The sequence below is a fragment of the Sulfitobacter sp. genome (assembly GCF_041552635.1).
In the GTDB taxonomy this organism is placed as follows: Bacteria; Pseudomonadota; Alphaproteobacteria; order Rhodobacterales; family Rhodobacteraceae; genus Sulfitobacter.
The window spans coordinates 1-24,608 of the sequence record NZ_JBFEKM010000047.1 but is presented as its reverse complement, the minus strand read 5'-3'; the positions used below and the strand labels follow the sequence as shown (position 1 = coordinate 24,608).

Here is a 24,608-nt window from a genome sequence, read left to right as displayed (position 1 = left end):
GGGAAACTGCGGGGCGTTTCGCGTTTCCTAATAGGTATTTGATCGAGAGGTTTACGCTTTTGCACTCAGAGCTAGATTTGGACAAATAAGATGGTTTTTGAAAATACGAGGCTCACTATACAGGATTGCAAAGTTGCCCTTCAAATTCTTGAGGAGGATTGCATCGATCAGGCAACTTGGAGAGTGAGGTGGGTCGGAGCGATATGTCTCCTTAGGACTGTAGGGTTTGTACTTGTTGACGAGGGCAGGCAAAACTCGGCACATCAGCAATATATCCGAGAGGCATACACCCGTTGGAACGAAGATAAGTTGCGATATGAAATATATTGGCAATTCATAAAGGCCGAACGGGATTTAGTTCTTAAGGAATATAAGTCGTCAGTATTTAGTGGAGAACATGTTAACTTGACCGTGGTCCCGCAGCCCTTGATGCCTCCAAATACCGAGCTTGGGTCCTCTGTCCATCAATTAGAGACGGATATCTATCGGCCAATTCTATCAAGTTTTCGGCAAGGTGACGATGTGAGAGACGTCTACGATGATGCAATTAAGTGGTGGGAAAGTGAAGTTGACCGTATAGAAGCTGCATTGCTCTAAGTTTGTTTTAGCGCTCAGCTCTTTTGATAGGCTTGACCCACCCACACCCCATCACCTATACGCCCCCAGTGGCCACCGTTGTGCCACAAGAATCATGAAACGCCGCGTTTGACCGCTCCCGTCGCTGGGGGTCACATCCGGCAAAAGGAGAAGCGACATGAAACTGCATGAACTTTCAGACAACCCAGGTGCAACGAAACCACGCAAGCGCGTTGGTCGTGGTCCGGGTTCCGGCACCGGTAAAATGGGTGGCCGTGGTATCAAAGGTCAAAAATCCCGTTCGGGTGTTGCGATCAACGGCTACGAAGGCGGTCAAATGCCCTTGTACCAACGTCTGCCAAAGCGCGGCTTTACCAAGCCGAACCGCAAATCCTATGCCGTTGTGAACCTGGGCCTGATCCAGAAGTTCATCGACGACAAGAAGATCGATGGCGCAGCCGCAATTACCGAAGATGCGTTGATCGCGTCCGGTCTGGTCCGTCGCAAGCTCGACGGTATTCGGGTTCTGGCCAAAGGTGACTTTACTGCAAAGGTTGACCTGCAAGTAACAGGCGCGTCGAAGTCTGCAGTGGAAGCAGTTGAGAAGGCTGGCGGCAAGCTGACCGTCAAAGCAGCTGCCGCGGCGACCGCAGAAGCGTAAACAAATCGTTTTGCCTTGTGAGCGGGCGACGACCCGCTTACATAGACACTCGAGTTTTCCCAAATGCCGCCCGCCGGAAAACGGCTTGGGCGGCGTTTTTGCAAAGAAAGAGCCCTAATCATGGTATCAGCCGTCGAAAGCATGGCAGCCAACACCAGTTGGTCCGCGTTGGGCAAGGCAACAGACCTGCGCAACCGGATTCTATTCACACTGGGTTTGCTGATCGTCTACCGCCTTGGCACGTTCATTCCGGTTCCCGGCATTGACGGCACCGCCTTGCGCCAGTTTATGGAAAGCGCGGGTCAGGGCATTGGCGGCATGGTGTCGATGTTTACCGGTGGCGCACTTGGCCGTATGGGCATTTTTGCCCTTGGGATTATGCCCTATATCTCCGCTTCGATCATCGTTCAGTTGATGACGTCGATGGTTCCTGCGCTCGAGCAGCTTAAAAAAGAAGGCGAACAGGGGCGCAAAAAGATCAACCAATACACACGCTTTGGTACGGTTGCCCTTGCGACGCTGCAGGCCTATGGCCTTGCTGTTTCGCTGGAAGCTGGGGACATCGCTGCCGATCCGGGGATGTATTTCCGCATGGCCTGTATGATTACGCTTGTCGGGGGCACGATGTTCCTGATGTGGTTAGGTGAACAGATCACAGCCCGCGGCATTGGCAACGGTATTTCGCTCATCATCTTCGTCGGTATCATTGCTGAGGTTCCTGCAGCTATCGCTCAGTTCTTCTCGTCTGGCCGTTCGGGTGCGATCAGCCCCGCTGTGATCATCGGCGTTCTGGTCATGGTGATTGTCACCATCATGTTCGTGGTCTTCATGGAGCGCGCGCTGCGCAAGATCCACATTCAATACCCACGCCGTCAAGTTGGACAAAAAATGTACGACGGCGGTTCGTCGCATTTGCCGATCAAGGTGAACCCGGCAGGCGTTATTCCAGCTATCTTCGCAAGTTCGCTTTTGCTGCTGCCTGTGACGATCAGTACTTTCTCGGGCAATTCCACGGGTCCGATCATGTCGGTTCTGTTGGCGAACTTTGGGCCGGGGCAGCCACTGTACCTGCTGTTCTTCGTCGCGATGATCGTATTCTTTGCCTATTTCTATACATTCAACGTCAGCTTCAAACCTGATGAGGTTGCAGATAACCTCAAGAACCAGAACGGTTTTGTCCCTGGTATCCGCCCTGGTAAGAAAACCGCCGAATATCTTGAGTATGTTGTTAACCGTGTCTTGGTACTTGGTGCTGCATATCTGGCAGCGGTATGTATTTTGCCGGAAATCCTGCGGGGTCAATTTGCGATCCCGTTCTACTTTGGTGGTACTTCTGTTCTGATTGTTGTGTCGGTAACGATGGACACCATCCAACAGGTGCAAAGCCATTTGCTTGCCCATCAATATGAAGGTCTGCTTGAAAAGTCGCAATTGCGCGGCAAGTCCGGCAAACCTCGCAAAAAACGGAGCCCAGCACGTAAATGAACATAATTTTGCTAGGACCGCCCGGCGCGGGCAAGGGAACACAAGCACGTCATCTGGTTGAGACGCGCAACATGGTCCAACTTTCGACCGGCGATATGCTGCGCGAAGCCAAGGACAGCGGTACAGAGATGGGTCTCATGGTTGCCGACGTCATGGCGCGTGGGGATCTCGTAACAGACGATATCGTTATCGGTCTTATCCGCGAAAAGCTGGAAGACAAGACAGAACACGGTGGATTTATCTTTGATGGGTTCCCGCGGACGCTGGCACAAGCCACCGCATTGCGCGAGCTGCTGGAGACCACAGGGCAAACGCTCGACCACGTTATTGAGCTTCGCGTGAATGACGATGCGCTGGTAAAGCGGATCTCGGGTCGGTCAACGTGCGGCCAATGTGGCGAAGTATATCACGATGTTACCAAGCCGCAGCCCGATGACGGCAAATGCGTCAAATGTGGTGCATCAGATTTCAAACGGCGCGCGGATGATAATGAAGAAAGCCTGCGCAACCGGTTAATGGAATACTACAAAAAGACATCGCCCTTGCTCGGCTACTATTACGCGCTTGACCTGCTGAAGCGTGTCGATGGTTTGGCAGATATGAAAGTTGTTCAGGCCAGTATCGGTGCAATTCTGGACAACTAGCCTTTCTTTCTTGGAGGCGCAGATAATCTTTAAGGCGGCGTTGGTTCTTTTGGATCGGCGCCGTTTTCCATTCGCGGACTAAGGTGTATGGTAGGTGCCCGAAGTGCATAAACGGGCCGCAAAAATTATCATTCTGGGTAAACTGTTCGCGGTTTCTCCGTCACGGGTTGACGCTGACACGAAATACTCATAACCAGCCGTATCTCATTAGAGAATCGACTTGCAACGGGATTGATCAATCCCTGCGTATGAACACCTGATCAGCTGCAGCCCGGTGGCAAGAAAACGCCTCGGGCTTCACGTTGTGAAAAAAGGGTCTGGTATCACGGACCCGCAACGAAAAAGGAATAGCACACGTGGCACGTATTGCCGGCGTAAACATCCCGACTGCAAAGCGGGTTCCAATCGCCCTTACATATATCACTGGTATCGGTAACTCTTCGGCGCAGACCATCTGCGAAGCCGTTGGTATCGAAGCCTCCCGTCGTATTAACGAACTTTCGGATGCAGAAATCCTTAAGATCCGTGAATACATCGACGAAAACTTCTCTGTCGAAGGTGATCTGCGTCGCGAGACACAGATGAACATCAAGCGTCTGATGGACCTTGGGTGCTACCGTGGCCTGCGCCACCGTCGTAACCTTCCAGTTCGTGGTCAGCGCACCCACACCAACGCTCGTACCCGCAAAGGCCCCGCTAAGGCCATTGCCGGCAAGAAGAAGTAAGGGAGGGTCTGACCAATGGCACGCGAAAAGACAAAGACGAAGCGTAAGGTTTCCAAGAACATCGCCGCAGGTGTGGCGCATGTTAATTCCAGCTTCAACAACACAAAAATTCTTATCTCTGACGTTCAGGGCAATGCAATTGCATGGTCTTCGGCAGGCACAATGGGTTTCAAAGGGTCGCGTAAGTCGACACCTTACGCAGCCCAGATGGCAGCAGAAGATGTGGGCAAGAAAGCACAAGACCACGGCGTGAAAACGCTCGAAGTCGAAGTGCAAGGCCCAGGCTCGGGTCGTGAAAGTGCATTGCGCGCTTTGGCGGCTGCCGGTTTCAACATCACGTCGATCCGTGATGTGACACCAATGGCTCACAACGGCTGTCGCCCACCAAAGCGTCGCCGCGTCTAAGAATATATATTTTGTATGGGGTCGTGCCTTTGCGCACGGCCCCGTACCGCTTTTCTGAAACCTCGGGAGTTTCTTCGCCGTTTGGACATGGGGCAAGAGACAAGAATGGAGGGACGTATGATCCACAAAAATTGGGCTGAATTGATCAAGCCACAGCAGTTGGACGTAAAGCCGGGCAATGACCCAGCACGTCAGGCGACTGTGATTGCAGAGCCGCTGGAGCGCGGTTTTGGTTTGACAATGGGCAACGCGCTGCGCCGCGTTTTGATGTCGTCGCTTCAGGGCGCGGCAATCACATCTGTACAAATTGACAATGTTTTGCACGAATTCTCCAGCGTTGCTGGTGTGCGTGAAGACGTTACCGACATCATCTTGAACCTCAAAGGCGTATCCTTGCGCATGGAAGTCGAAGGGCCAAAGCGCCTGTCGATTTCGGCAAAAGGTCCGGGCGTTGTGACGGCTGGTGATATCTCTGAAAGCGCCGGGATCGAAATCCTGAACCGTGATCACGTGATCTGCCACCTTGACGACGGTGCCGATGTTTACATGGAACTGACCGTGAATACGGGCAAGGGCTATGTCGCCGCAGACAAGAACAAGCCGGAAGATGCGCCAATCGGGTTGATCCCGATCGATGCGATCTATTCGCCAGTGAAAAAAGTGTCCTATGACGTGCAGCCGACCCGCGAAGGTCAGGTGCTGGATTATGACAAGCTGACGATGAAGGTCGAAACTGACGGTTCCATCACGCCTGATGATGCGGTCGCTTTTGCAGCCCGTATTCTTCAGGACCAGCTGGGCATCTTTGTCAACTTTGACGAGCCTGAATCTGCATCCCGTCAGGACGATGACGACGGTCTTGAATTCAACCCGCTGCTGCTCAAGAAAGTAGACGAGTTGGAACTGTCCGTGCGGTCCGCAAACTGCCTCAAGAACGACAATATCGTTTATATTGGCGATTTGATCCAGAAGACCGAAGCCGAAATGCTGCGCACGCCGAACTTTGGCCGCAAGTCCTTGAACGAGATCAAGGAAGTTTTGTCGGGGATGGGTCTGCACCTTGGCATGGACGTCGAGGACTGGCCACCGGACAACATCGAAGACCTTGCTAAAAAGTTCGAGGATTCGTTCTAAGAATTCATGTGGTGAGGAGCGATCCCCACCACATGCAAGACTGGGCCAAGAGGGCCCCAAGGAGAGTTGGCGCTACGCACGCCAGCCAGACAAAGTAAAACCGCCCGTAGAGGGCATATCGTTGGAGAAAAGAAATGCGTCACGCACGTGGTTACCGCCGTCTGAATCGTACACATGAACACCGCAAGGCGCTGTTCGCGAACATGGCCGGCTCGCTTATTGAACATGAGCAAATCAAGACAACATTGCCCAAGGCAAAAGAACTGCGTCCGATCATCGAAAAGATGATCACGCTTGCAAAGCGCGGCGATCTGCATGCGCGCCGTCAGGCAGCAAGCAAGCTGAAGCAGGACAAGTATGTTGCGAAACTATTTGAAATTCTTGGCCCACGCTACGCCGACCGCCAAGGTGGTTACGTTCGCGTTCTGAAGGCTGGCTTCCGCTATGGCGACATGGCCCCTATGGCCATCATCGAATTCGTTGATCGCGACCGCGATGCGAAAGGTGCGGGCGACAAGGAACGCGTTGCTGCCTATGAAATGGCCGAAGACTAAAGCCATCAGGCTTTGGTGAGTTTGGAGAAAAGCCCCTGGCAGTGCCGGGGGCTTTTTTTATGCCTTCGGCGAGGATTTTGAACCATTTGGAATATGGGTGTTGCGCAACCACATTCGGCTGCGCATATCTGGGGGATGAGATATATCCTGATTTTCCTCGTGTTATGCGTGCTCCCCGTGCAGGCGCAGACTGTTCCGACCTCTGCCACGCAGATGCAACTTAGCTTTGCCCCGTTGGTCAAGCAGGCAACCCCTGCGGTTGTTAACATCTACACGCGCACCATCGTCCAAAGCAGCCGCACGCCGTTGCAGTCTGATCCGTTTTTTGAGCGTTTCTTTCAAAGACCCGGCGCAGGGCAGCCGAGGGTGCAAAACTCGCTTGGCTCTGGAGTTATTCTTTCCGAGGACGGCATCGTCGTGTCGAATTATCATGTTGTCGGCATGGCGACGGACATCCGGATCGTTCTTGCGGATCGGCGCGAATTCACAGCACGGGTCTTACTAAGCGATGCAGAGAGCGACCTTGCGATTCTCAAAATTGAGGGCGAGGACGGGCTGTCCTATTTGCCACTGCGCGACAGTGACAACATTGAAGTGGGCGAGTTGGCGCTGGCCATCGGCAATCCTTTTGGCGTGGGTCAGACGGTCAGCAGTGGCATTGTTTCTGGATTGGCGCGCTCGGGCGGGATGAATGGCGGCGGGCAGGGGTATTTCATCCAGACTGATGCGCCGATCAATCCAGGAAACTCCGGTGGTGCGCTGATCGATATGGAGGGGGCGTTGATGGGGATCAATACATCAATTTTGACGCGTTCTGGTGGGTCAAACGGCATTGGGTTTGCGATTCCAGCCAATTTGATAAAGGCTTTTGTCGATCAGGCGCGCAGCGGTGCCGAACGCTTTGAGCGACCTTGGGCGGGGATGAGCGGGCAGCCGGTGGATGCGGATATGGCCGCACCCCTAGGGTTGGATCGACCCGGAGGGATCATTGTGTCTGGTTTGCACCCGGCCAGCCCCTTCCTTGCCAGTGGTTTTGCGGTTGGCGATGTGATTACGGCGGTAAATGGTCAGGACGTAAACACGCCCGCCGAGATGGTCTACCGGATGAGCGTCAGCGGCTTGGGGAACCAAGCGATCGTGACGCGGTTGCGTGAGGGAAGCTCTACGGATCTGAATGTGGCGTTGATCGCTGCCCCTGACAGCCCTTCGCGCGATTCTGTGACCTTGGACAAACGCAGCTTGCTGCCGGGGCTTGCCTTGGCGCGGATCAACCCAGCGGTTCTCGCCGAGCTCAACTTGTCGCTGGAGGTTGAGGGGGTCGCAATCGTCGAGCCCGGTGTGTACGGTTTGCAAGTGGGGCTGCGGCCCGGCGACGTGATCTTGGTTCTTAATGGGCGCGAGGTGGAAACCCCTGCGCAGGTTCGGGACGCATTGCAAGGTCAACGGCAGGTCGCGATGGTCGTGCAGCGCGGGACGCAAAGGCTGTCGTTGCGGTTCAGGATTTAGGCGATGGTTGATCTTTTCGATAGTGGTGAGGTCAAGCCGGAGGCCGGGCACCGCCCCTTGGCAGACCGTTTGCGGCCCAAGACGCTGGCCGAGGTCATCGGGCAAGGGCAGGTGCTGGGGCCGGACGGGCCTTTGACGGTGATGTTGGACTCAGGGTCACTGGGATCGTTGATTTTCTGGGGGCCGCCGGGGGTAGGCAAGACCACCATCGCGCGGCTTTTGGCGGATGAGACCGAGCTGCATTTTGTCCAGATCAGCGCCATCTTTAGTGGTGTACCCGAGCTGCGCAAAGTTTTCGAGGCGGCAAAGATCCGGCGGCAAAACGGGCGCGGTACATTGTTGTTCGTCGATGAAATCCACCGTTTCAACAAGGCGCAGCAGGATGGGTTTTTGCCCCACATGGAAGACGGCACGATCCTGCTGGTGGGGGCTACAACCGAAAACCCGTCATTCGAGCTGAACGCCGCTGTGTTAAGCCGTTCGCAGGTTTTGGTGTTGGAACGCTTGCCGCTGGCTGACCTGGAACGGCTCGCGCAGCGGGCCGAGGTTGAGCTGGGCAGACCATTGCCGATCGACGGACCTGCGCGTGAAAGCCTGCTTGAGATGGCCGATGGCGACGGGCGTGCCTTGTTGAATTTGATCGAACAGGTAGCGGCCTGGAAAGTCGATAAGCCCTTGGATGGCAAGGCGCTGTCGGCGCGGCTGATGCGGCGGGCCGCGCAGTATGACAAAGGCGGCGACGCGCATTACAACCTCATTTCTGCGCTGCATAAATCCGTGCGCGGCTCTGACCCCGATGCGGCACTTTACTGGCTGTCGCGGATGTTTGAGGGCGGGGAAGACCCGCGATACCTGATGCGGCGCATCACGCGGATGGCTGTCGAAGACATCGGGCTGGCGGATCCGCAGGCGCAGGCGATTTGCCTGCAGTCTTGGGAGACCTACGAGCGGCTTGGATCACCCGAGGGGGAACTGGCGCTGGCGCAGGCCGTGACCTATCTGGCGTTGGCCCCGAAATCGAATGCGGCTTATGTGGCGTATAAAGCGGCGCGCGCTGCGGCCAAACAGACCGGATCAGCCCCGCCGCCCAAACATATCCTGAATGCGGCAACCAGCATGATGAAGGACCAAGGGTATGGCGCGGGCTATGCCTATGACCACGATGCCGAGGATGGGTTTTCGGGCCAAAACTACTTTCCCGACGGCATGGCGCGGCCACAGCTGTATCAGCCGGTGGAGCGCGGGTTTGAAAGGGACTTGAAAAAGCGTCTGGATTACTTTGAAAAGTTGCGCGCGACGCGCAAAACTTGACATTCCGTGCGCAAACCGTGACAGACCGCAGATGATTTCTACCCTGTTCCTTGTGGCTATTGGCGGCGCTATCGGCGCGTCTTTGCGGTTCATGTCCGGCGTTGCGGTTCTTCGCGCGCTTGGGCCGCAGGACTTTCCCGTAGCGGTACTTGGCGTGAACATTCTGGGGTCGTTCCTGATGGGGCTGTTCGTCGTCTTTGCCGCGCAAAAAGGGCTGACACAGTACAGCCCGTTTGTGATGACGGGTGTCCTTGGCGGGTTCACTACGTTTTCGGCGTTCTCGCTGGAAACGGTAACATTGATCGAGCGCGGCCAGATCGCATCGGCAGGGATATATGTGGCACTGTCAGTCGGTCTGGCGGTGCTAGGATTAATGCTGGGCCTATTTGTGGCCAGAGGAGTATTTGCATGAGCCGGGTTCAAAACCTGATCATTGAGCAGGGTGACGGGGATCAGCGGCTGGACCGCTGGTTCAAACGTATGTTCCCGCTGATCAGTCAGGGGCGCATCGAGAAGATGTGCCGTAAGGGTGACATTCGCGTAAATGGCGGACGTGTCAAAGCGTCAACACGGCTTGAGGTCGGGCAGGAAATTCGCATTCCGCCATTGCCCGACACAGAGGCCCCACCGCCGCCAAAGCGTACACGGATTTCGGATGCGGATGCCAAGTTCATCCGGTCCTGCGTGATTTACCGTGACGATTATATCATCGCGCTGAACAAGCCCCCTGGCCTGCCGGTGCAAGGCGGATCGGGGCAATCTGATCGCCATGTCGATGCATTGGCCGATGCGTTGATGTTTGACCTAGATGAAAAGCCGCGGCTTGTGCACCGGTTGGACAAGGACACGTCGGGCGTGCTGATTATGGCGCGGACGCGGTCGATTGCGGCTGATCTGACGTCGTCTTTCCGGCATCGCCAAACGCGCAAGATCTACTGGGCGGCTGTCGCAGGCGTGCCGCACCCCAAGAACGGGACGATCAAGTTCGGCTTGGTCAAAGCGTTCGGTCATGGCGCGCGCGGCGAGGGCGAAAAGATGTACTGCGTCCACCCCAAGGACATGGACACCACCGAAGGGGCCAAGCGCGCAACCACTGATTACGCGACACTGGCGCAGGCTGGTACGCGCACCTGCTGGGTCGCGCTGATCCCGGTAACGGGCCGCACGCACCAGTTGCGCGCGCACATGGCCGAGATCGGCCATCCCATTGTTGGTGACGGCAAATACGGTGGATCTGGTCAGGAAAACATGGGGGATGGCTGGGGCGCACAGCTTGGTGGCGACATCTCGAAAAAGCTGCACCTGCATGCACGGTCGCTGACCCTTGAACACCCCGTGACCAAGGCAACGCTGAACCTGATCGCGCCGATGCCGGATCATATGGTGCGCACGTGGGATACGTTCCAATGGGCCCCATCCGACGTGCCAGCCGACCCGTTCGAGGAGGACTGGGGTTGAGCGCACCCTTGCGTCTGGTGATCTTTGACGTCGACGGGACGCTGGTCGACAGTCAGGCGGATATACTGGCGGCTTTTGCGCAGGCTTTTGCTGTCGTGGGGCGGCCTTTGCCTGCGCCGGTCGATGTGATGGCCATTGTGGGCCTGTCGCTGGATATCGCTGTCCGGCGTCTGGTCCCGCAGATCAGCGATGCTGACTGTGCCGTCATGGTCGAGGCGTATAAAGACGCCTATGTCGCTTTGCGTGCTTCGATGCCGATTTCGCAAACATCGCCGTTTTATCCCGACTGTCGCGAGGTGTTGAACCAGTTGCATGCAATTCCCGAGGTTTTGTTGGGCATTGCCACAGGTAAATCGCGGCGCGGGCTGGATCACTTGATCAAGGGGCACGGGCTTGACGGGCTTTTCGTGACCCAACAGGTCGCGGACTTCCACCCCTCGAAACCGCATCCTTCGATGATCTTGCAGGCCATGGCCGATGCGGGCGTTGACCCCGCGCAGGCGGTGATGGTCGGTGACACAAGTTACGACATGGAAATGGCAGCCGCCGCTGGCGTCGCTGGCATCGGGGTCAACTGGGGGTATCACGCGCCCGAAGCCCTTGGGGCCGCCCACCATGTGATTGACCGGTTTGATGAATTGCCTGCTGCCTTGGACAAAATCTGGAGCCTTTGAAATGAGCGATTGGAAAGCGAAACGCTTTTGGACTGAAGCGCAGGTTGTCGCGGCCGGGGATGGCTATGCCGTCGAACTGGATGGCCGTCCGATCAAAACGCCCGCCAAGCGTCATTTGATTGTGCCCACCCAGCAGATGGCGCAGGCCATCGCCGCTGAATGGCAGGCCCAAAAGGGTACAATTGATCCACGCACCATGCCTTGCACCAAAACGGCGAACGCCGCGCTGGACAAGGTTGCCATTCAACATGCCGAAGTGGCAGATATGTTGGCGGCGTATGGCGATTGCGATCTCTTGTGCTACCGTGCAGACAGCCCGCAGGAGTTGGTTGATCGCCAAACTGCGCTGTGGGATCCGATGCTGGATTGGGCCGAAGCCGCACTTGAGGTCCGGCTGGAACCGCGCGTGGGAATCATGCATGTGCCACAAGATGCAGCGGCTGTTTCGCGCCTGACAGACCGTACACATGCGCTGGATATGTTCCAAATGGCCGCGTTTCACGATCTGGTAAGTTTGTCCGGATCGCTGGTTTTGGGATTCGCAGCGACCCTGAATGCCAAAGATACGGATACATTATGGGATTTGTCGCGGCTGGACGAGATTTGGCAAGCCGAACTTTGGGGGGCGGATGACGACGCCGAGGCATTGGCCGCAGTGAAAAAGGCTAGCTTTGAGCACGCGAAGTTGATGTTTGATCTGTCATCTTCGCCTGCGCCTTAATTTAAGGCTTACCCCTGCGTCAAGTGGCTGTTTTTTAGGCTTGCAGGCTTGACGTTCAGGCGCAAATCCGCCCAAACTCTGGATCATCATTTGGGGAAATCCTTAAATGGTCCAACTCCGACCCGAAAAGGTGTCGGTTAAACCGCCCATAAACGTGGCGGAAACTCAGGAAGAGGTAACAATGAATAAATCCGTATTTTTTGGTGCGATGACGGTTGCTGGCCTAGTTGCCGGTGCGTCTGCCGCAGCAACCCTTGACGACGTAAAAGAGCGCGGCAAGCTGAACTGTGGCGTGACGACTGGTCTGGTCGGCTTTGCCGCACCAAATGCAAACGGCGAATGGGAAGGCTTTGACGTTGCGGTATGCCGCGCTGTTGCCGCAGCCGTTTTCGGTGACCCAACGGCTGTTGAGTTCATCCCGACAACTGGCAAAACACGCTTTACTGCGTTGGCATCGGGCGAGATCGACTTTCTTGCGCGTAACACCACATGGACGTTCAGCCGCGATGTTGACCTGAAGTTCGACTTCATCGGCGTCAACTACTACGATGGTCAGGGCTTTATGGTTCCAAAGGCACTTGGCGTTTCATCCGCCAAGGATCTGGACGGCGCGACAGTCTGCATTCAGACCGGTACAACAACCGAACTGAACCTTGCTGACTTCTTCCGTGCGAACAACATCTCGTATGAGCCCGTGCCAATCGAGACAAACGCCGAAGGCCAGCAGCAGTACCTTGCCGGTGCCTGCGACACCTACACAACAGACGCATCCGGTCTGGCATCCACACGTGCCACATTCGAGACACCTGGCGATCACATCATTCTGCCGGAAATCATCTCGAAAGAGCCATTGGGCCCGCTGGTACGTCACGGCGACAACGACTGGGGCGACCTGACACGTTGGGTTTTGTACGCTCTGATCGCAGCTGAAGAACTGGGCGTCACATCGGCAAACGTCGAAGAGATGGCCACAAGCACAACCAACCCCGAAGTTGCCCGCCTGTTGGGTGCCGAAGGTACATTGGGTGAAATGCCGGGTCTGGACGCTGCATGGGCCAAGAACGCTATCGCGTCTCAGGGCAACTATGGCGAAATCTTTGCCAAGAACATCGGCGAAGAGACACCAATCGGTCTGGCCCGTGGTCTGAACGCACAGTGGACAGATGGCGGCCTGATGTACGCGCCTCCTTTCCGCTAAATACACTGCCAAGGGGCGCGGTTCATGCCGCGCCCTTTGCGCTTTTGAGACAATAAATAAACCCGGCCAGTGACATCAAAATGATGCACATCAAATAGGTCCGGAACACAGGGATAATCTGATGACGACAATGTCCGACCCTCAACAGGGCTCGTTCCGGCTGTCGATGTTGCTGAACGACACCCGGTATAGATCCTACACATTCCAGTTTATCGCTTTGATGCTGCTGATCGCGTTGATGGCCTTTTTGGGTATCAACCTCGTGCGCAACCTAGCAGAGGCCGGCCTGAACATTTCTTATGATTTTCTGGGCGTGCCTGCGGGCTACGATATCAACCAGACGTTAATCGACTATAACAGCCAGTCCACAAACCTGCGGGCGGCCGTCGTCGGGATTATCAACACCTTGTTGGTGGCATTCCTTGCCTGTTTGACAGCGACCATTCTTGGCGTGATCGCCGGTGTGGCGCGTCTGTCCAACAACTGGCTCGTTTCCAAACTAATGGCAATCTACGTCGAGATTTTCCGCAACATCCCCGTGCTGATCTGGATCCTGATGATCTACACGCTGATGACCGCCGTGCTGCCTGCGCCCAATGCATTCCGTGGTGATAACGCGACGTCCAGCATGTTGTTTGACGCCTTTGCCTTTACCAACCGCGGCGTTTACATCCCTGCACCGGTTTGGGGGCCAGGGTCGATGATTGTTGTCGGGACCTTTATCCTGTCGATCATTGCTGCGTTCTTTTATCGCCGCTATGCGGTGAAATTGCTGTTTGAAACCGGCAAGCTGCTGCCCATGGGCTGGCCTACGCTGGCGATCCTGATTGTACCAACGCTGCTGATGTTTTTCATCATGGGCCGTCCTGTCGGGCTGGATTATCCGGCCTTGCGCGGGTTCAACTTCCAAGGCGGTATCCAGATCGGTGCACCCTTGATTGCACTCTGGCTGGCGTTGTCAGTCTATACTGGCGCTTTCATTGCCGAAAACGTCCGTGCGGGCATTCAGGCGATCTCGACAGGGCAAACCGAAGCTGCGGCGTCTTTGGGTCTGCGTCCCAAGCGCGTGATGAACCTTGTGGTCTTGCCGCAAGCGCTGCGGGTGATTATTCCGCCGCTGATCTCGCAGTACCTGAACATCACCAAGAATTCGTCACTGGCGATTGCGGTGGGCTATGCCGATATCACGGCCACACTGGGCGGGATTACCCTGAACCAAACCGGCCGCGCGATTGAATGCGTACTGCTGTTGATGCTGTTCTATCTCACGATCTCGTTGTCGATTTCAGCGATCATGAACGTCTACAACAACAACGTCAGCCTGAAGGAGCGGTAAGATGTCAGATACTCATGCCCAAACCGTTCCCTTTGTCCGCGATACGATGTTGCCTCAGGCAACACCGCCATCGACGGCACAAGGTCCGGTCAAATGGATGCGCGACAGCCTGTTTTCGTCCATCCCCTATACGATCCTGACGATCGCTGCGCTGTATGCGATCTACGTTCTGTTGTCAGGCTTCTTGCCATGGCTGTTGGGGGGCGTCTGGACGACCTCGAACATCCGCGAATGCCGCGAAGTGCTTGATGGCGCGACGGGGGGCTGTTTTTCGGTTCTGACCGAGCGTTGGAACCAGCTGCTATTCGGGATCGCTTATCCGCAGGACGGCTATTGGAGACCGACACTGGCGTTTATCCTGCTGTTTGTTGCGATATCTCCAGTCTTGTTCGCGGCAGTGCCACGTAAACTTTTGATCGTGACAGCGCTTTATCCCTTTGTGGCCTTCTGGCTGATCTGGGGCGGGTCGCTTTTGGTTCCGGTTGCAGCATTAATCAGCATCGGTGTCGGCTATACCATCTATGGCAAACTGGTCAAAACCAGCTTTGCGGGTGGTCTGGCCGCAGGGGTCGTTGCCGCGGCTGTTGTCTGGTTCATTGCCGGTTTCATCACACCAAGCCTGTCTGGCGTTCTCGCGCTCGAAGAAGTCGTGTCGCGGAACATGGGGGGCTTCATGCTCAACATGATCCTTGGTGTGATCTGTGTATCGCTGTCGTTGCCCTTGGGCATCGTACTCGCCCTTGGTCGCCAATCCAGCCTGCCAATCATCAAGCTGATCTGTGTGGTCTTTATCGAGTTCATCCGTGGCGTGCCGCTGATTACATTGCTTTTCGTCGCAAACGTGGTCTTGGCTTACTTCTTGCCGCCCGGCACCAACTTTGACCTGATCTTGCGTGTCATCATCATGATCACCATGTTCGCCTCGGCCTATATCGCCGAAGTGATCCGGGGTGGTCTGGCCGCATTGCCACGCGGGCAATACGAGGGCGCAGAAAGTCTTGGCCTTGATTATGCGCAGTCGATGCGTCTGATCATTCTGCCGCAAGCTTTGAAGATCTCGATCCCGGGAATCGTCAACGTGGCCGTTGGCCTGTTCAAGGATACCACGCTGGTTTCGATCATTTCGATGTTCGATCTGGTGGGGATGATCCGCGGCCCGATCCTCGCTTCGACCGATTGGAACGGCGTCTATTGGGAGCTCTGGGGCTTTGCCGCCGCACTGTTCTTTGTCGTCTGCTACGGCATCTCGCAATATTCACAATGGCTGGAACGTCAACTCCAGACCGACCACCGTTAAGGAAAGGCTGTTATTATGGCTGAACAAGCACAAGCACTGAAGGTCTCGGACGAGGTCGCCATCAGCATCGAAAAGATGAACAAATGGTACGGCACATTTCATGTGCTACGCGACATTGACCTGACCGTATATCGTGGCGAACGTATCGTTATCGCGGGCCCGTCAGGGTCGGGTAAATCCACGCTGATCCGTTGCATCAACGCTTTGGAAGAACACCAAAAAGGTCGCATCGAAGTCGACGGTACTGTGTTGTCTTCGGATGTGAAAAACATCGACAAGATCAGGTCAGAGGTTGGCATGTGCTTTCAGCACTTCAACTTGTTTCCACATCTGACGATCCTTGAAAACTGCACGCTGGCACCGATCTGGGTTCGCAAGACACCCAAGAAAGAAGCCGAAGAAATCGCGATGCATTTTCTTGAAAAGGTCAAGATCCCTGATCAGGCTGACAAATATCCCGGTCAGTTGTCCGGTGGTCAGCAGCAGCGTGTCGCCATCGCCCGCAGCCTGTGCATGCGTCCGCGCATCATGCTGTTTGATGAACCCACGTCGGCGCTTGACCCCGAGATGATCAAAGAAGTTCTGGACACTATGGTCGAGCTTGCAGAAGAAGGCATGACGATGCTCTGCGTGACCCACGAGATGGGCTTTGCCCGTCAAGTCGCCAACCGCGTGATCTTTATGGACGAAGGTCAGATTGTTGAGCAGAATGAACCAGAAGAGTTCTTTAACAACCCACAAAGCCCGCGGACCAAGCTGTTCTTAAGCCAGATTCTGGGTCACTGATAAGATCAAAAGGCGGGGGAAACCCCGCCTTAATTCGGCTTGGGCAAGTCCCGAGGCATGACGATGTGGCTGACTTGGCCCAAGTTCCAAGTGATATCTGACCAATTTTCCGCATCAAACGATATCGCGATTGTTGCCCCGGTTGGGTAGTGGTGCATGCCGTCCCGGTTTGGGGGCGTCTTTACAATCTGTTCGGCCATATCAGCGATCCCGGGGTTATGGCCCAAAAGCAAGACGGTATCGCCGGACGCCGTTTGCAGTGTCGCCAGTATCTTTTCAGCATCCGCAAGATAGAGTTCTTTGACAAAGAGAATTTCCGGCTGTCCCTCAAGGTTTAACAGGCCCAGTGTTTCCCGCGTCCGTGTCGCAGTTGAACACAGCACGACATCCGGCCTGAGGTCCTTTTCCTTTAACCATATCCCCAAGGAGGCGGCATTGCTCCTGCCGCGCTCGTTAAGTGTGCGATCATGGTCGTCTGTCGCGGGGCCGGGCCAATCCGACTTCGCGTGTCGCATAAGTATAAGGCGTTTCATGTTATCCTTGGCGAATGATGCTGCCAGCGCCATGCTCGGTAAAAAGCTCCAGCAGGCAGGCATTGGGCGCGCGACCATCAAGAATGACGGCAGCGCGAACGCCACCCTCGATCGCGTTAAGCGCAGTTTCGGTTTTCGGGATCATACCGCCCGCAATCGTACCGTCTTTTACCATTTCGCGAATCTGGGCCGCTGTAAGCTCCGTAACCACCTCGCCTTGGGCATTCTTAACGCCGGCCACGTCGGTAAGCAGTAACAGCCGGTCGGCCTTTAGCGCGGCGGCGATGGCACCTGCGGCGGTGTCGCCGTTGATGTTGAACGTTTCACCATTACGGCCCATCCCAAGGGGCGCGATAACCGGGATGATCCCCTTGTCGGCCAGATCGCGCAGAAGGCGGGGATTCACTTCGGTCGGGGCACCAACAAGGCCCAATTCCGGGTCTTCCTGGTCGCATATAATCAGGCCGCTATCTTTGCCTGACACGCCGACACAGCGACCGCCTTGCGCTGTAATTGCCTGAACGATGCGCGCGTTGACAAGACCAGACAACACCATTTCAACCACTTCCATGGTTGCGGCATCGGTCACTCGTTTACCGTTAATGAATTCTGATTTGATGTCCAGCCGACGTAGCATGTCATTGATCATCGGGCCGCCGCCGTGGATAATCACGGGGTTTACACCAACCTGCCGCATCAGGGCGACATCGCGGGCGAACTCCTCCATGGCCTCGTCGCTGCCCATGGCATGGCCACCCAGCTTGATCACGACGGTTGCATCAGCATAGCGCTGCAAATAGGGCAGGGCTTGGCTTAGGGTTTGGGCGGTGGCGATCCAGTCGCGGTTCATGTCTTGTTTTCTCATTTTCTTGCCTCGGTGCCTCGCCGGAGATTCACTCCAGCGTGGCGATGATGGCACGAAGCGTCGGAATGCCCCAGCCCTTTTCCGACGACGTCACGACGATTTCCGGATAGGCTGCCGGGTGTTTCGCTAAAGCAGCGCGTACCTGATCCAGAATCTTTTCACGCTCAACTTCTTTGACCTTGTCGGCCTTCGTTAGAACGCACTGAAATGTCACGGCTGAACTGTCGAGCAGGGACATGATTTCTTCGTCGACCTTTTTAACACCATGTCGGGCATCAATCAGCACAAAGGCACGGCGCAGGGTCTGGCGGCCAGACAGATATTGCTTAAGCAACCGCTGCCATTTCTCTACGATGGGCAGGGGGGCGTTTGCATAGCCATAGCCCGGCAAGTCGACGAGATAATGGTCATCTCCGGCTGTGAAATAGTTAATCTCTTGCGTACGACCGGGTGTGTTGGATGCCCTGGCAAGGGCCTTCATTCCGGTCAGCGCGTTGATCAAAGTTGATTTCCCGACGTTCGAGCGGCCAGCGAAACACACTTCCATCCGGTCAGCAGGGGGCAGTCCATCCATGGCCACCACGCCTTTGACGAATTGGGTTTCACCGGCGAAAAGCATCCGGCCTTTTTCGGCCGTGAATGCGTCGGGTTCTTCTGCTATTTTGAACTGGATTTGCATCAGATCACCTTTGCTGTGTCGCCAAGTGCGATATCGCCTGTGGTTATGACTTCGGCGTAAACACCGAAATTCTGGTGGCCAAACTGGCTGTTGAGGACATCCAGAGTTGCCGTATCGCGCTGGCCCGTGACAGGATTTGTGTTGGTCACTTGGCATCGTTCAATTGGTTCACGGACCCGCAACACGGCAGAGCCTATGCTGATTTCGCGCCCGATCCAGCCCAATTCGACCCATTCCGCCAGATCGTCCAGCCATATGTTACCGCGCCAGCGTTCTTTTGTGATGGGGTTTCCCAAAGCGTCGGCAACGGCGGCATGGGACGCGGTGTTCATAATTGAAACAGATGGGTAAGTCGTATCAGTCATGCTGCGCCCGTCAACACTTACGATCCCCCGGGGCTGGGCCCGGTTGGGCGGGCAAAGCGGGGCCACCCATGCCAGAAAACGGTCGCTGTCTTTTGGATTGTCCGGTTCAAAGGATAGTGGCTCAAGGTCCTGATGGGTCAGGGTGATAGCCCGTGTTTCTTCGTCCAGCTTTGCCCAAATGCCAGCAAGACCAGGGGTGCGCGCACCGATCATAAAGTTATAGCAGCTTGCCCATGCGGGCTTCTCGGTGCTGAATTTTGAAACTTCGTGGGTTATGGCCCACACCCTATCCCAAGGCATCGACTGGCCTTGGGATAGGTGCACACGCTCAATCGCTTCGCGCCCGTGGCTCTTTATGGGATGCCGGTATAGCGCGTAGACCTTCATTACTTCTTGCCTTTTGTCGGTGCCTTGGTGTCATTCGCCGCGGCTTTGGCTTTGCGTTTTTCCGCGCCCGTAATGTTTCCAAGAAGATCCGGCTTATAGCCCTGGCTGCGCATGATAAGGTACTGTTGCGTAAAGGTAATTGTGTTGTTCGCGATCCAGTAAACAACCAGACCGGATGCAAAACCACCCAACATGAACATAAAGACCCATGGCATCCACGCAAAGATCATTTGCTGAGTGGGGTCAGTGGGGGCCGGGTTCAACTTTTGCTGCAAGAACATCGAGATGCCCAAAAGTAGCGGTAGAATACCGATAAAGACCAGCGCCATGACGCTTCCTGCTTCGGGGACACCCCATGGGAACAAACCATAGAAGTTGAAGATCGAGGTAGGATCCGGCGCACTGAGGTCTTGGAACGGGCCAAAGAATGGCGCGTGCCGCAGCTCAAGCGTTACAAAGATAACCTTGTAAAGCGAGAAGAAGATCGGGATTTGCATGATGATTGGTAGACAGCCCGCAGCCGGGTTTACCTTTTCACGCTTGTATAGTTCCATCATGCCTTGTTGAAGCTTCTGACGGTCGTCGCCTGAATCTTTTTTCAGCTTTTCCATCTGCGGCTGCAATTCCTTCATCTTTGCCATCGAGACGTATGATTTATAGGCAAGTGGGAAAAGCAGGGCTTTGATCAGGAGGGTCAGGCCGATGATGGCGATACCCATGTTCCCGATCAGGATGTTTAGGTGGTGCAACACCCAAAAAATCGGCTTTGTCAGGAAAAAGAACCAACCCCAGTCGATGGAATCAACAAACTTGTAAACGCCTGCAGTTTCATAATCGCGCAGGGCTTGCCATTCTTTTGCACCGGCAAACAGTTGCGTCGACACCGAGGCAGAGCCGCCCGCAGGGATGATTTGCGACGGTAAAACAGCCTCGGTTTGGAAAATGTCTGTGCGCGGCAGGTACTTGGCGGTCAGGCGTGACTGTTGTGCAGGGTCTGGGATCAAGTTGGTCATGAAATAATGGCCGGTGAAGCCGATCCAACCGTTCGTGACATCATCAATACGCTTTGAGGGGGCGCCGCCGACAGGATCAAGGTCAGGGATATCATCCCAGCTTGTCTCAATCAGTTCACCATTGTTCATGGCGACCATGCCCTCGTGAAGGATAAAGAAGTTTTGGGCATCCGTCGGAACGCCGTGGCGTGCGATGATTCCATAGGGCGCAAGGGTAACGGAGGTATCGGATGCGTTTTGAACTGATTGTTCGACTTCGAACATGAAGTTCGCGTCGATTGAAATCGTCCGCGAGAAAACTTGTCCGACGCCATTGTCCCAAGTGATCGTCACTGGGCTACCGACAGTCAGCGTATCGCCTGAGGCAAGGCTCCAAAGTGTGTTGGGGCCCGGGACCTGCTCCGGTGCTATACCGGCACCTGCGGCCCAACCATATAGCGCATAATACGCGTCTTCTGTTCCGGCGGGCGACAAAAGCGTAACAATGGGTGCATCGTCTTCAATCGTTGTTCGATAGTCCTTCAGTCTAAGGTCGTCAACGCGCCCACCCAGCAAAGAAATTGAGCCGGTCAGTCGGTCTGTTTCGACCGGTACCCTTGGTGCCTGCTCCAGCGCATCCGCGCGCGTGGCGGTGGTGTCTGCGACCGTTGCTGGCAAAGTGGTGCCAGCAGGAACAGCTGCGTCGGGTGCCGTTACGCCAGAAGGAGAGGTAAGAGAAACATCCGTCCCATCAACTGGCGTGCCTGGCTCTGGTGGTGGGAAGAGTAAAAACCACCCAAGGATCACTATGAAACTAAGTACCGTCGCAAAAATGAGATTCTTGTTCTGATCGTCCATTTGACCGCCACCTGATGTCTATAATATCAGCGTGGGTTCAACAGAGTGCAGCACCAAAGGTCAAGCGGATTCGGGGCGGATCACACTGCAATGGCCGATCTGAGGGGCATTAGACTTAGGGTTTCCCATCCATGATCCGCGGGACTTCTCGCAGTTTTGTGCAATGGCTTTCGATCCAGCCTAAGGTCTGTTCGATTGGCATGGGGCGGGCAATGCCAAATCCTTGCACGTGATCACACCCCAGTTGCGCCAGAATGACGTGCTCCCCGACACTTTCGACGCCTTCGGCCAAAGTTTCGACGCCCAACCGTTCGGCCATGGTCAGGATAGCACTAATCATACGCTGCTGTTCTGGATCACGGTCTGCTTTCATCACGAAAGAGCGATCAATCTTTATGCGATTGACGGAAAAGCGTCGTATCGACGCAATAGACGCGTGGCCTGTCCCAAAATCGTCAAGGTCAATGCGGCAGCCTAACTTGCCAAGTGCATTTATATTGCGGGTGATCATATCATCGGGCGCGCTGGCAACGACGGTTTCGAGGATTTCGATGGCGAGGCGGTCGGGGGTCAGGTCAAAGCGATCCAGTTCCCATGTGATCTTCTCGATCAAACGGGGATTGCTGAGCTCCGAACCTGCGAAATTCACTCCGATCTGGGGAACCTTTACGCCGGCCGTATCCCAGACTTTCAGGGCGGCAAAGGAATGGTACATCATCAATTCGGCCAAACGTTCCAGCAGTTCGGCGCGCTCGAGGGCAGGCAGAAAATCGGCTGGGTTCAGCACGCCCCGTGTCGGATGTGCCCATCGTGCGAGAGCCTCGAAACCTGTTATTTCGCCGGTATCCGTCGAAATTTGAGGTTGGAACCATGGCGTGATCTGGCCGTCTTCCAATGCCCGGGCGACTTCTTCCATTAGAGCGTTGGAGTTTTCGGGTTGCGGGAGCATCTTACTCGAGAAGGCGCGTATCGCCGAAGGACCGCGGCGTATTGCCGAAGAAAGGGCAGTCGATGCGGCCTGTAGCCAAGCTTCACCATCTTTTTCCGGGGCGCGGGACTGCTGGCAGAACCCCACTGAGACAGAGATATAAATCACAGTCCCATCTACGGAAACGGGCTCTTCTATGACGCGTTGCAAGCGGCCTGCCATTTGAATGCAAAGTTCAAGATCCAAGTGGCGCACGGGATCAAGGCAGACGCCAAACCGGGAATCACCAAGAACACCGATACTATCCCTGTCACGCAGTGCCGCGATCAGCCTTTCGCCGGTGCGCGCGATGACCTGATCTGCCGCAGCTTTGCCATACCGGTTATGCACTTCGTCAAAGTCTTCTATCGCGAATGCAAAGGTAGCTGACTTCCAGCCCAATTCTTCTGTCCGATTGAATACCTGATTTGTCAGTTCTTCAAAGGCGGTCCGCTGCAAAAGCCCGTTGATCCCCTCGCGTGCATGCAAAAGCGAGGCGGCAGGGCCGTGAAACCCGCCCAGAAAAAGATAGGCAATCGGTATAGCGGCCGCACATATCAGCAGCGCACCTTCGCCCCCGAACCAGAAAGTGGCCAAGCAGATTGCCGGCAGAAACGCCAATGCAGGCGGGCCAGACATCACGATAGAAAGCTTTCGCGCCCACCTGAGTAATTTCGCTTCCAGTCTTTGGGCCATGCAACTGATTCCCCTACCACTGCGGCTATGCGCACCACTGAGATTCTTTTAGCGTAAGGCGGGTGTCCGGCGGGTTAATGTTCTCTTTCTGGTCTGCGAGAAATATGAAAATTTTGAAATAGATGCAGATTACGGAGTTCGCACCAGTGCTTTGAAATCAAACAATTCAGGATCGAGCAAATGCGAAGGCCGTGCATTCATCAGCGCGCGAAACATGACCTGTCGACGGCCGGGGCTGTTTGCCTCCCAACCATCTAAAATCGCCTTGACCTGCTGGCGCTGAAGACCGTCCTGCGACCCGCAAAGATCACATGGAATGATAGGGTATTTCATGGCTGTCGCAAATTTCTCGCAATCGATTTCAGCGACATGCGCCAAAGGCCGATACAAGAACAGATCGCCTTCTTCATTTACCAGCTTGGGAGGCATTGTTGCCAACCGGCCACCATGGAAAAGGTTCATAAAAAACGTCTCGAGGATATCATCGCGGTGATGGCCAAGGACCACTGCGGTGCACCCTTCTTCGCGTGCGATTCGGTATAGATTTCCACGGCGCAAACGGCTGCACAGCGCGCAGAAAGTCCGACCTGCCGGTGTTTTATCCATGACGATCGAATATGTATCCTGATATTCGATTCTATGTTTGACGCCCATTTTCTCCAGGAACGCAGGCAGCACGGTCGCGGGGAAATTTGGTTGCCCCTGATCAAGATTGCAGGCGATGATTTCCACGGGCAGCAACCCGCGCCATTGCAGCTCGTGAAGAACTGCCAGCAAGGTATAGCTGTCCTTGCCGCCCGACAGGCAGACAAGCCATTTCCCGCCCGGTTCTATCATTCCATATTGATCAATTGCCTCGCGCGTCTGGCGCACAAGGCGCTTGCGCAGCTTGCGGAACTCGGTGCTTTGAGGGGCACCGTAGAATAGCGGGTGAATATCGTCAGGTTGATCCAGCATAAGTTCGGCTTAGATCAAGTCACATCGTCGATCAAGCGGCGGATAGATAAGGTGGGCCACGTGATGCGGAAAATTTTGTTGATGCTGGCGGTGATTCTGGGGCTGGCGGCGTGCACCGCGAAACCCGACGCAGATGATCCGTTGCTGTCTGATCGGGTGCTAAAGATCGAAGAGTATTTCGATGGCCACGTCGTTGCCACGGGGCAGTTTCAAGACACGTTTGGCACCGTGAGGCGACGCTTTGTCGTGGACATCAACGGCACTTGGGACGGGCAGACACTGACCTTGGTTGAGGATTTCGTTTACGAAGACAAAAGCACTGAACAGCGCGTTTGGAAGATGACCAAGACCGGGCCAGAGACGTGGACAGGCAAGGCAGATGGCGTGATCGGCACGGCCAAGGGCATCGCCCGCGGCGATACGTTCAATTGGACCTACAAGATTGACCTGCCCGTGCCAGACGGCACATTACGGGTCGATTTCAACGACTGGTTTTGGCAGCTTAGCGATACGCGGGTCTATAATCGCGCCTATATGAAGAAATACGGCGTCGATATCGGCGAGGTGCAAATCACCTTCGACAAGAAGCGTTAGTCCGGTACGTTGTCGATGCCGCTGTTGCCCCATGGATGACAGCGGCCAATCCGGCGCATTGCAAGCCATCCGCCTTTAAGGCCGCCATGTTTGCGCAACGCCTCGAGGGCATAGGCGCTGCACGTGGGGTGATATCTGCAATTATGCCCGACCCACGGGCTGAAGATCAGCCGATACCCTTTCACGGGAAGGGCCAGTAGACGCGCTAGGGGGGTCATCTTAGCTTGCCGTGCAGGATTCCGAG

Annotated in this window: 26 protein-coding genes; 18 read left to right on the top strand and 8 right to left on the bottom strand. The window is 55.4% G+C overall.

Going from position 1 to position 24,608, the window contains the following annotated elements:
* Positions 1–754 precede the first annotated feature (754 nt).
* The 17 genes from rplO (at position 755) to ABYT07_RS07560 (ending at position 16,471) form a co-directional block, all read left to right on the top strand.
* Complete coding sequence (gene rplO / locus ABYT07_RS07640) at positions 755–1,237, top strand: 50S ribosomal protein L15 (protein WP_372990570.1); 483 nt, start codon at positions 755–757, stop codon at positions 1,235–1,237.
* Between the two features lie 120 nt (positions 1,238–1,357).
* A complete protein-coding gene (gene secY / locus ABYT07_RS07635; RefSeq protein ID WP_372990569.1) occupies positions 1,358–2,722 on the top strand; it encodes a preprotein translocase subunit SecY in 1,365 nt (454 codons plus the stop codon).
* Positions 2,719–3,366 (top strand): adenylate kinase, encoded by a 648-nt coding sequence (locus ABYT07_RS07630; protein ID WP_372990567.1) that lies wholly within the window; start codon positions 2,719–2,721, stop codon positions 3,364–3,366. The genes secY and ABYT07_RS07630 overlap by 4 nt, the downstream gene beginning before the upstream one ends.
* Positions 3,367–3,722: 356 nt before the next feature.
* On the top strand, positions 3,723–4,091 hold the full coding sequence (rpsM, locus tag ABYT07_RS07625; protein WP_372990566.1) for a 30S ribosomal protein S13: 369 nt from the start codon (positions 3,723–3,725) through the stop codon (positions 4,089–4,091).
* Positions 4,092–4,106: 15 nt separating this feature from the next.
* The gene (gene rpsK, locus ABYT07_RS07620; protein ID WP_008226467.1) at positions 4,107–4,496 is read left to right on the top strand and encodes a 30S ribosomal protein S11; all 390 of its coding nucleotides are present in this window, start codon (positions 4,107–4,109) and stop codon (positions 4,494–4,496) included.
* A gap of 117 nt (positions 4,497–4,613) precedes the next feature.
* Positions 4,614–5,630 (top strand): DNA-directed RNA polymerase subunit alpha, encoded by a 1,017-nt coding sequence (locus ABYT07_RS07615; RefSeq protein WP_372990564.1) that lies wholly within the window; start codon positions 4,614–4,616, stop codon positions 5,628–5,630.
* A 134-nt stretch (positions 5,631–5,764) separates the two neighbouring features.
* Complete coding sequence (rplQ, locus tag ABYT07_RS07610; RefSeq protein WP_037228508.1) at positions 5,765–6,184, top strand: 50S ribosomal protein L17; 420 nt, start codon at positions 5,765–5,767, stop codon at positions 6,182–6,184.
* Positions 6,185–6,319: 135 nt separating this feature from the next.
* A complete protein-coding gene (locus ABYT07_RS07605) occupies positions 6,320–7,690 on the top strand; it encodes a trypsin-like peptidase domain-containing protein (protein WP_372990562.1) in 1,371 nt (456 codons plus the stop codon).
* Positions 7,691–7,693: 3 nt separating this feature from the next.
* On the top strand, positions 7,694–9,001 hold the full coding sequence (locus ABYT07_RS07600; protein WP_372990561.1) for a replication-associated recombination protein A: 1,308 nt from the start codon (positions 7,694–7,696) through the stop codon (positions 8,999–9,001).
* Between the two features lie 31 nt (positions 9,002–9,032).
* Complete coding sequence (gene crcB, locus ABYT07_RS07595; protein WP_372990559.1) at positions 9,033–9,413, top strand: fluoride efflux transporter CrcB; 381 nt, start codon at positions 9,033–9,035, stop codon at positions 9,411–9,413.
* Entirely contained in the window at positions 9,410–10,459 is a 1,050-nt protein-coding gene (locus tag ABYT07_RS07590) for an RluA family pseudouridine synthase (protein ID WP_372990558.1), read from the top strand. The genes crcB and ABYT07_RS07590 overlap by 4 nt, the downstream gene beginning before the upstream one ends.
* The gene (locus tag ABYT07_RS07585) at positions 10,456–11,133 is read left to right on the top strand and encodes an HAD-IA family hydrolase (protein ID WP_372990556.1); all 678 of its coding nucleotides are present in this window, start codon (positions 10,456–10,458) and stop codon (positions 11,131–11,133) included. Before ABYT07_RS07590 ends, ABYT07_RS07585 begins: the two co-directional genes overlap by 4 nt.
* Position 11,134: 1 nt before the next feature.
* Positions 11,135–11,854 (top strand): ATP12 family chaperone protein, encoded by a 720-nt coding sequence (locus tag ABYT07_RS07580; RefSeq protein ID WP_372990555.1) that lies wholly within the window; start codon positions 11,135–11,137, stop codon positions 11,852–11,854.
* A 181-nt stretch (positions 11,855–12,035) separates the two neighbouring features.
* Positions 12,036–13,052 carry an amino acid ABC transporter substrate-binding protein gene (locus tag ABYT07_RS07575; RefSeq protein ID WP_372990554.1) on the top strand — a complete coding sequence of 339 codons (1,017 nt, stop codon included), beginning with the start codon at positions 12,036–12,038 and terminating at the stop codon, positions 13,050–13,052.
* A 121-nt stretch (positions 13,053–13,173) separates the two neighbouring features.
* The gene (locus tag ABYT07_RS07570) at positions 13,174–14,388 is read left to right on the top strand and encodes an amino acid ABC transporter permease (protein WP_372990552.1); all 1,215 of its coding nucleotides are present in this window, start codon (positions 13,174–13,176) and stop codon (positions 14,386–14,388) included.
* Position 14,389: 1 nt separating this feature from the next.
* Positions 14,390–15,685 carry an amino acid ABC transporter permease gene (locus tag ABYT07_RS07565; RefSeq protein ID WP_372990550.1) on the top strand — a complete coding sequence of 432 codons (1,296 nt, stop codon included), beginning with the start codon at positions 14,390–14,392 and terminating at the stop codon, positions 15,683–15,685.
* Positions 15,686–15,700: 15 nt separating this feature from the next.
* A complete protein-coding gene (locus tag ABYT07_RS07560; RefSeq protein ID WP_372990548.1) occupies positions 15,701–16,471 on the top strand; it encodes an amino acid ABC transporter ATP-binding protein in 771 nt (256 codons plus the stop codon).
* Between the two features lie 29 nt (positions 16,472–16,500).
* Here the strand turns inward: ABYT07_RS07560 and ABYT07_RS07555 are convergent, their stop codons facing one another.
* The 7 genes from ABYT07_RS07555 to ttcA form a co-directional block, all read right to left on the bottom strand.
* The gene (locus ABYT07_RS07555) at positions 16,501–17,004 is read right to left on the bottom strand and encodes a histidine phosphatase family protein (protein ID WP_372990546.1); all 504 of its coding nucleotides are present in this window, start codon (positions 17,002–17,004) and stop codon (positions 16,501–16,503) included.
* A gap of 1 nt (position 17,005) precedes the next feature.
* Positions 17,006–17,869 carry an acetylglutamate kinase gene (argB, locus tag ABYT07_RS07550; RefSeq protein WP_372990544.1) on the bottom strand — a complete coding sequence of 288 codons (864 nt, stop codon included), beginning with the start codon at positions 17,867–17,869 and terminating at the stop codon, positions 17,006–17,008.
* A 28-nt stretch (positions 17,870–17,897) separates the two neighbouring features.
* Positions 17,898–18,548, bottom strand: coding sequence for a ribosome biogenesis GTP-binding protein YihA/YsxC (gene yihA / locus ABYT07_RS07545; RefSeq protein ID WP_372990542.1), 651 nt, complete (start codon positions 18,546–18,548; stop codon positions 17,898–17,900).
* The gene (locus tag ABYT07_RS07540) at positions 18,548–19,300 is read right to left on the bottom strand and encodes an MOSC domain-containing protein (RefSeq protein ID WP_372990541.1); all 753 of its coding nucleotides are present in this window, start codon (positions 19,298–19,300) and stop codon (positions 18,548–18,550) included. Before ABYT07_RS07540 ends, yihA begins: the two co-directional genes overlap by 1 nt.
* The gene (yidC, locus tag ABYT07_RS07535) at positions 19,300–21,150 is read right to left on the bottom strand and encodes a membrane protein insertase YidC (protein ID WP_372990540.1); all 1,851 of its coding nucleotides are present in this window, start codon (positions 21,148–21,150) and stop codon (positions 19,300–19,302) included. The genes ABYT07_RS07540 and yidC overlap by 1 nt, the downstream gene beginning before the upstream one ends.
* Before the next feature lie 115 nt (positions 21,151–21,265).
* Positions 21,266–22,813: a putative bifunctional diguanylate cyclase/phosphodiesterase gene (locus tag ABYT07_RS07530; protein ID WP_372990538.1), complete on the bottom strand. Its 1,548-nt coding sequence runs from the start codon at positions 22,811–22,813 to the stop codon at positions 21,266–21,268.
* Positions 22,814–22,942: 129 nt separating this feature from the next.
* The gene (ttcA, locus tag ABYT07_RS07525; protein WP_372990536.1) at positions 22,943–23,770 is read right to left on the bottom strand and encodes a tRNA 2-thiocytidine(32) synthetase TtcA; all 828 of its coding nucleotides are present in this window, start codon (positions 23,768–23,770) and stop codon (positions 22,943–22,945) included.
* 63 nt (positions 23,771–23,833) lie between these two features.
* Between ttcA and ABYT07_RS07520 the strand changes: the two genes are divergently transcribed.
* Complete coding sequence (locus tag ABYT07_RS07520) at positions 23,834–24,364, top strand: DUF3833 domain-containing protein (RefSeq protein WP_372990573.1); 531 nt, start codon at positions 23,834–23,836, stop codon at positions 24,362–24,364.
* Here the strand turns inward: ABYT07_RS07520 and yidD are convergent.
* Positions 24,361–24,582, bottom strand: coding sequence for a membrane protein insertion efficiency factor YidD (gene yidD / locus ABYT07_RS07515; protein WP_372990572.1), 222 nt, complete (start codon positions 24,580–24,582; stop codon positions 24,361–24,363). The genes ABYT07_RS07520 and yidD overlap by 4 nt on opposite strands.
* Positions 24,583–24,608: the final 26 nt, after the last annotated feature.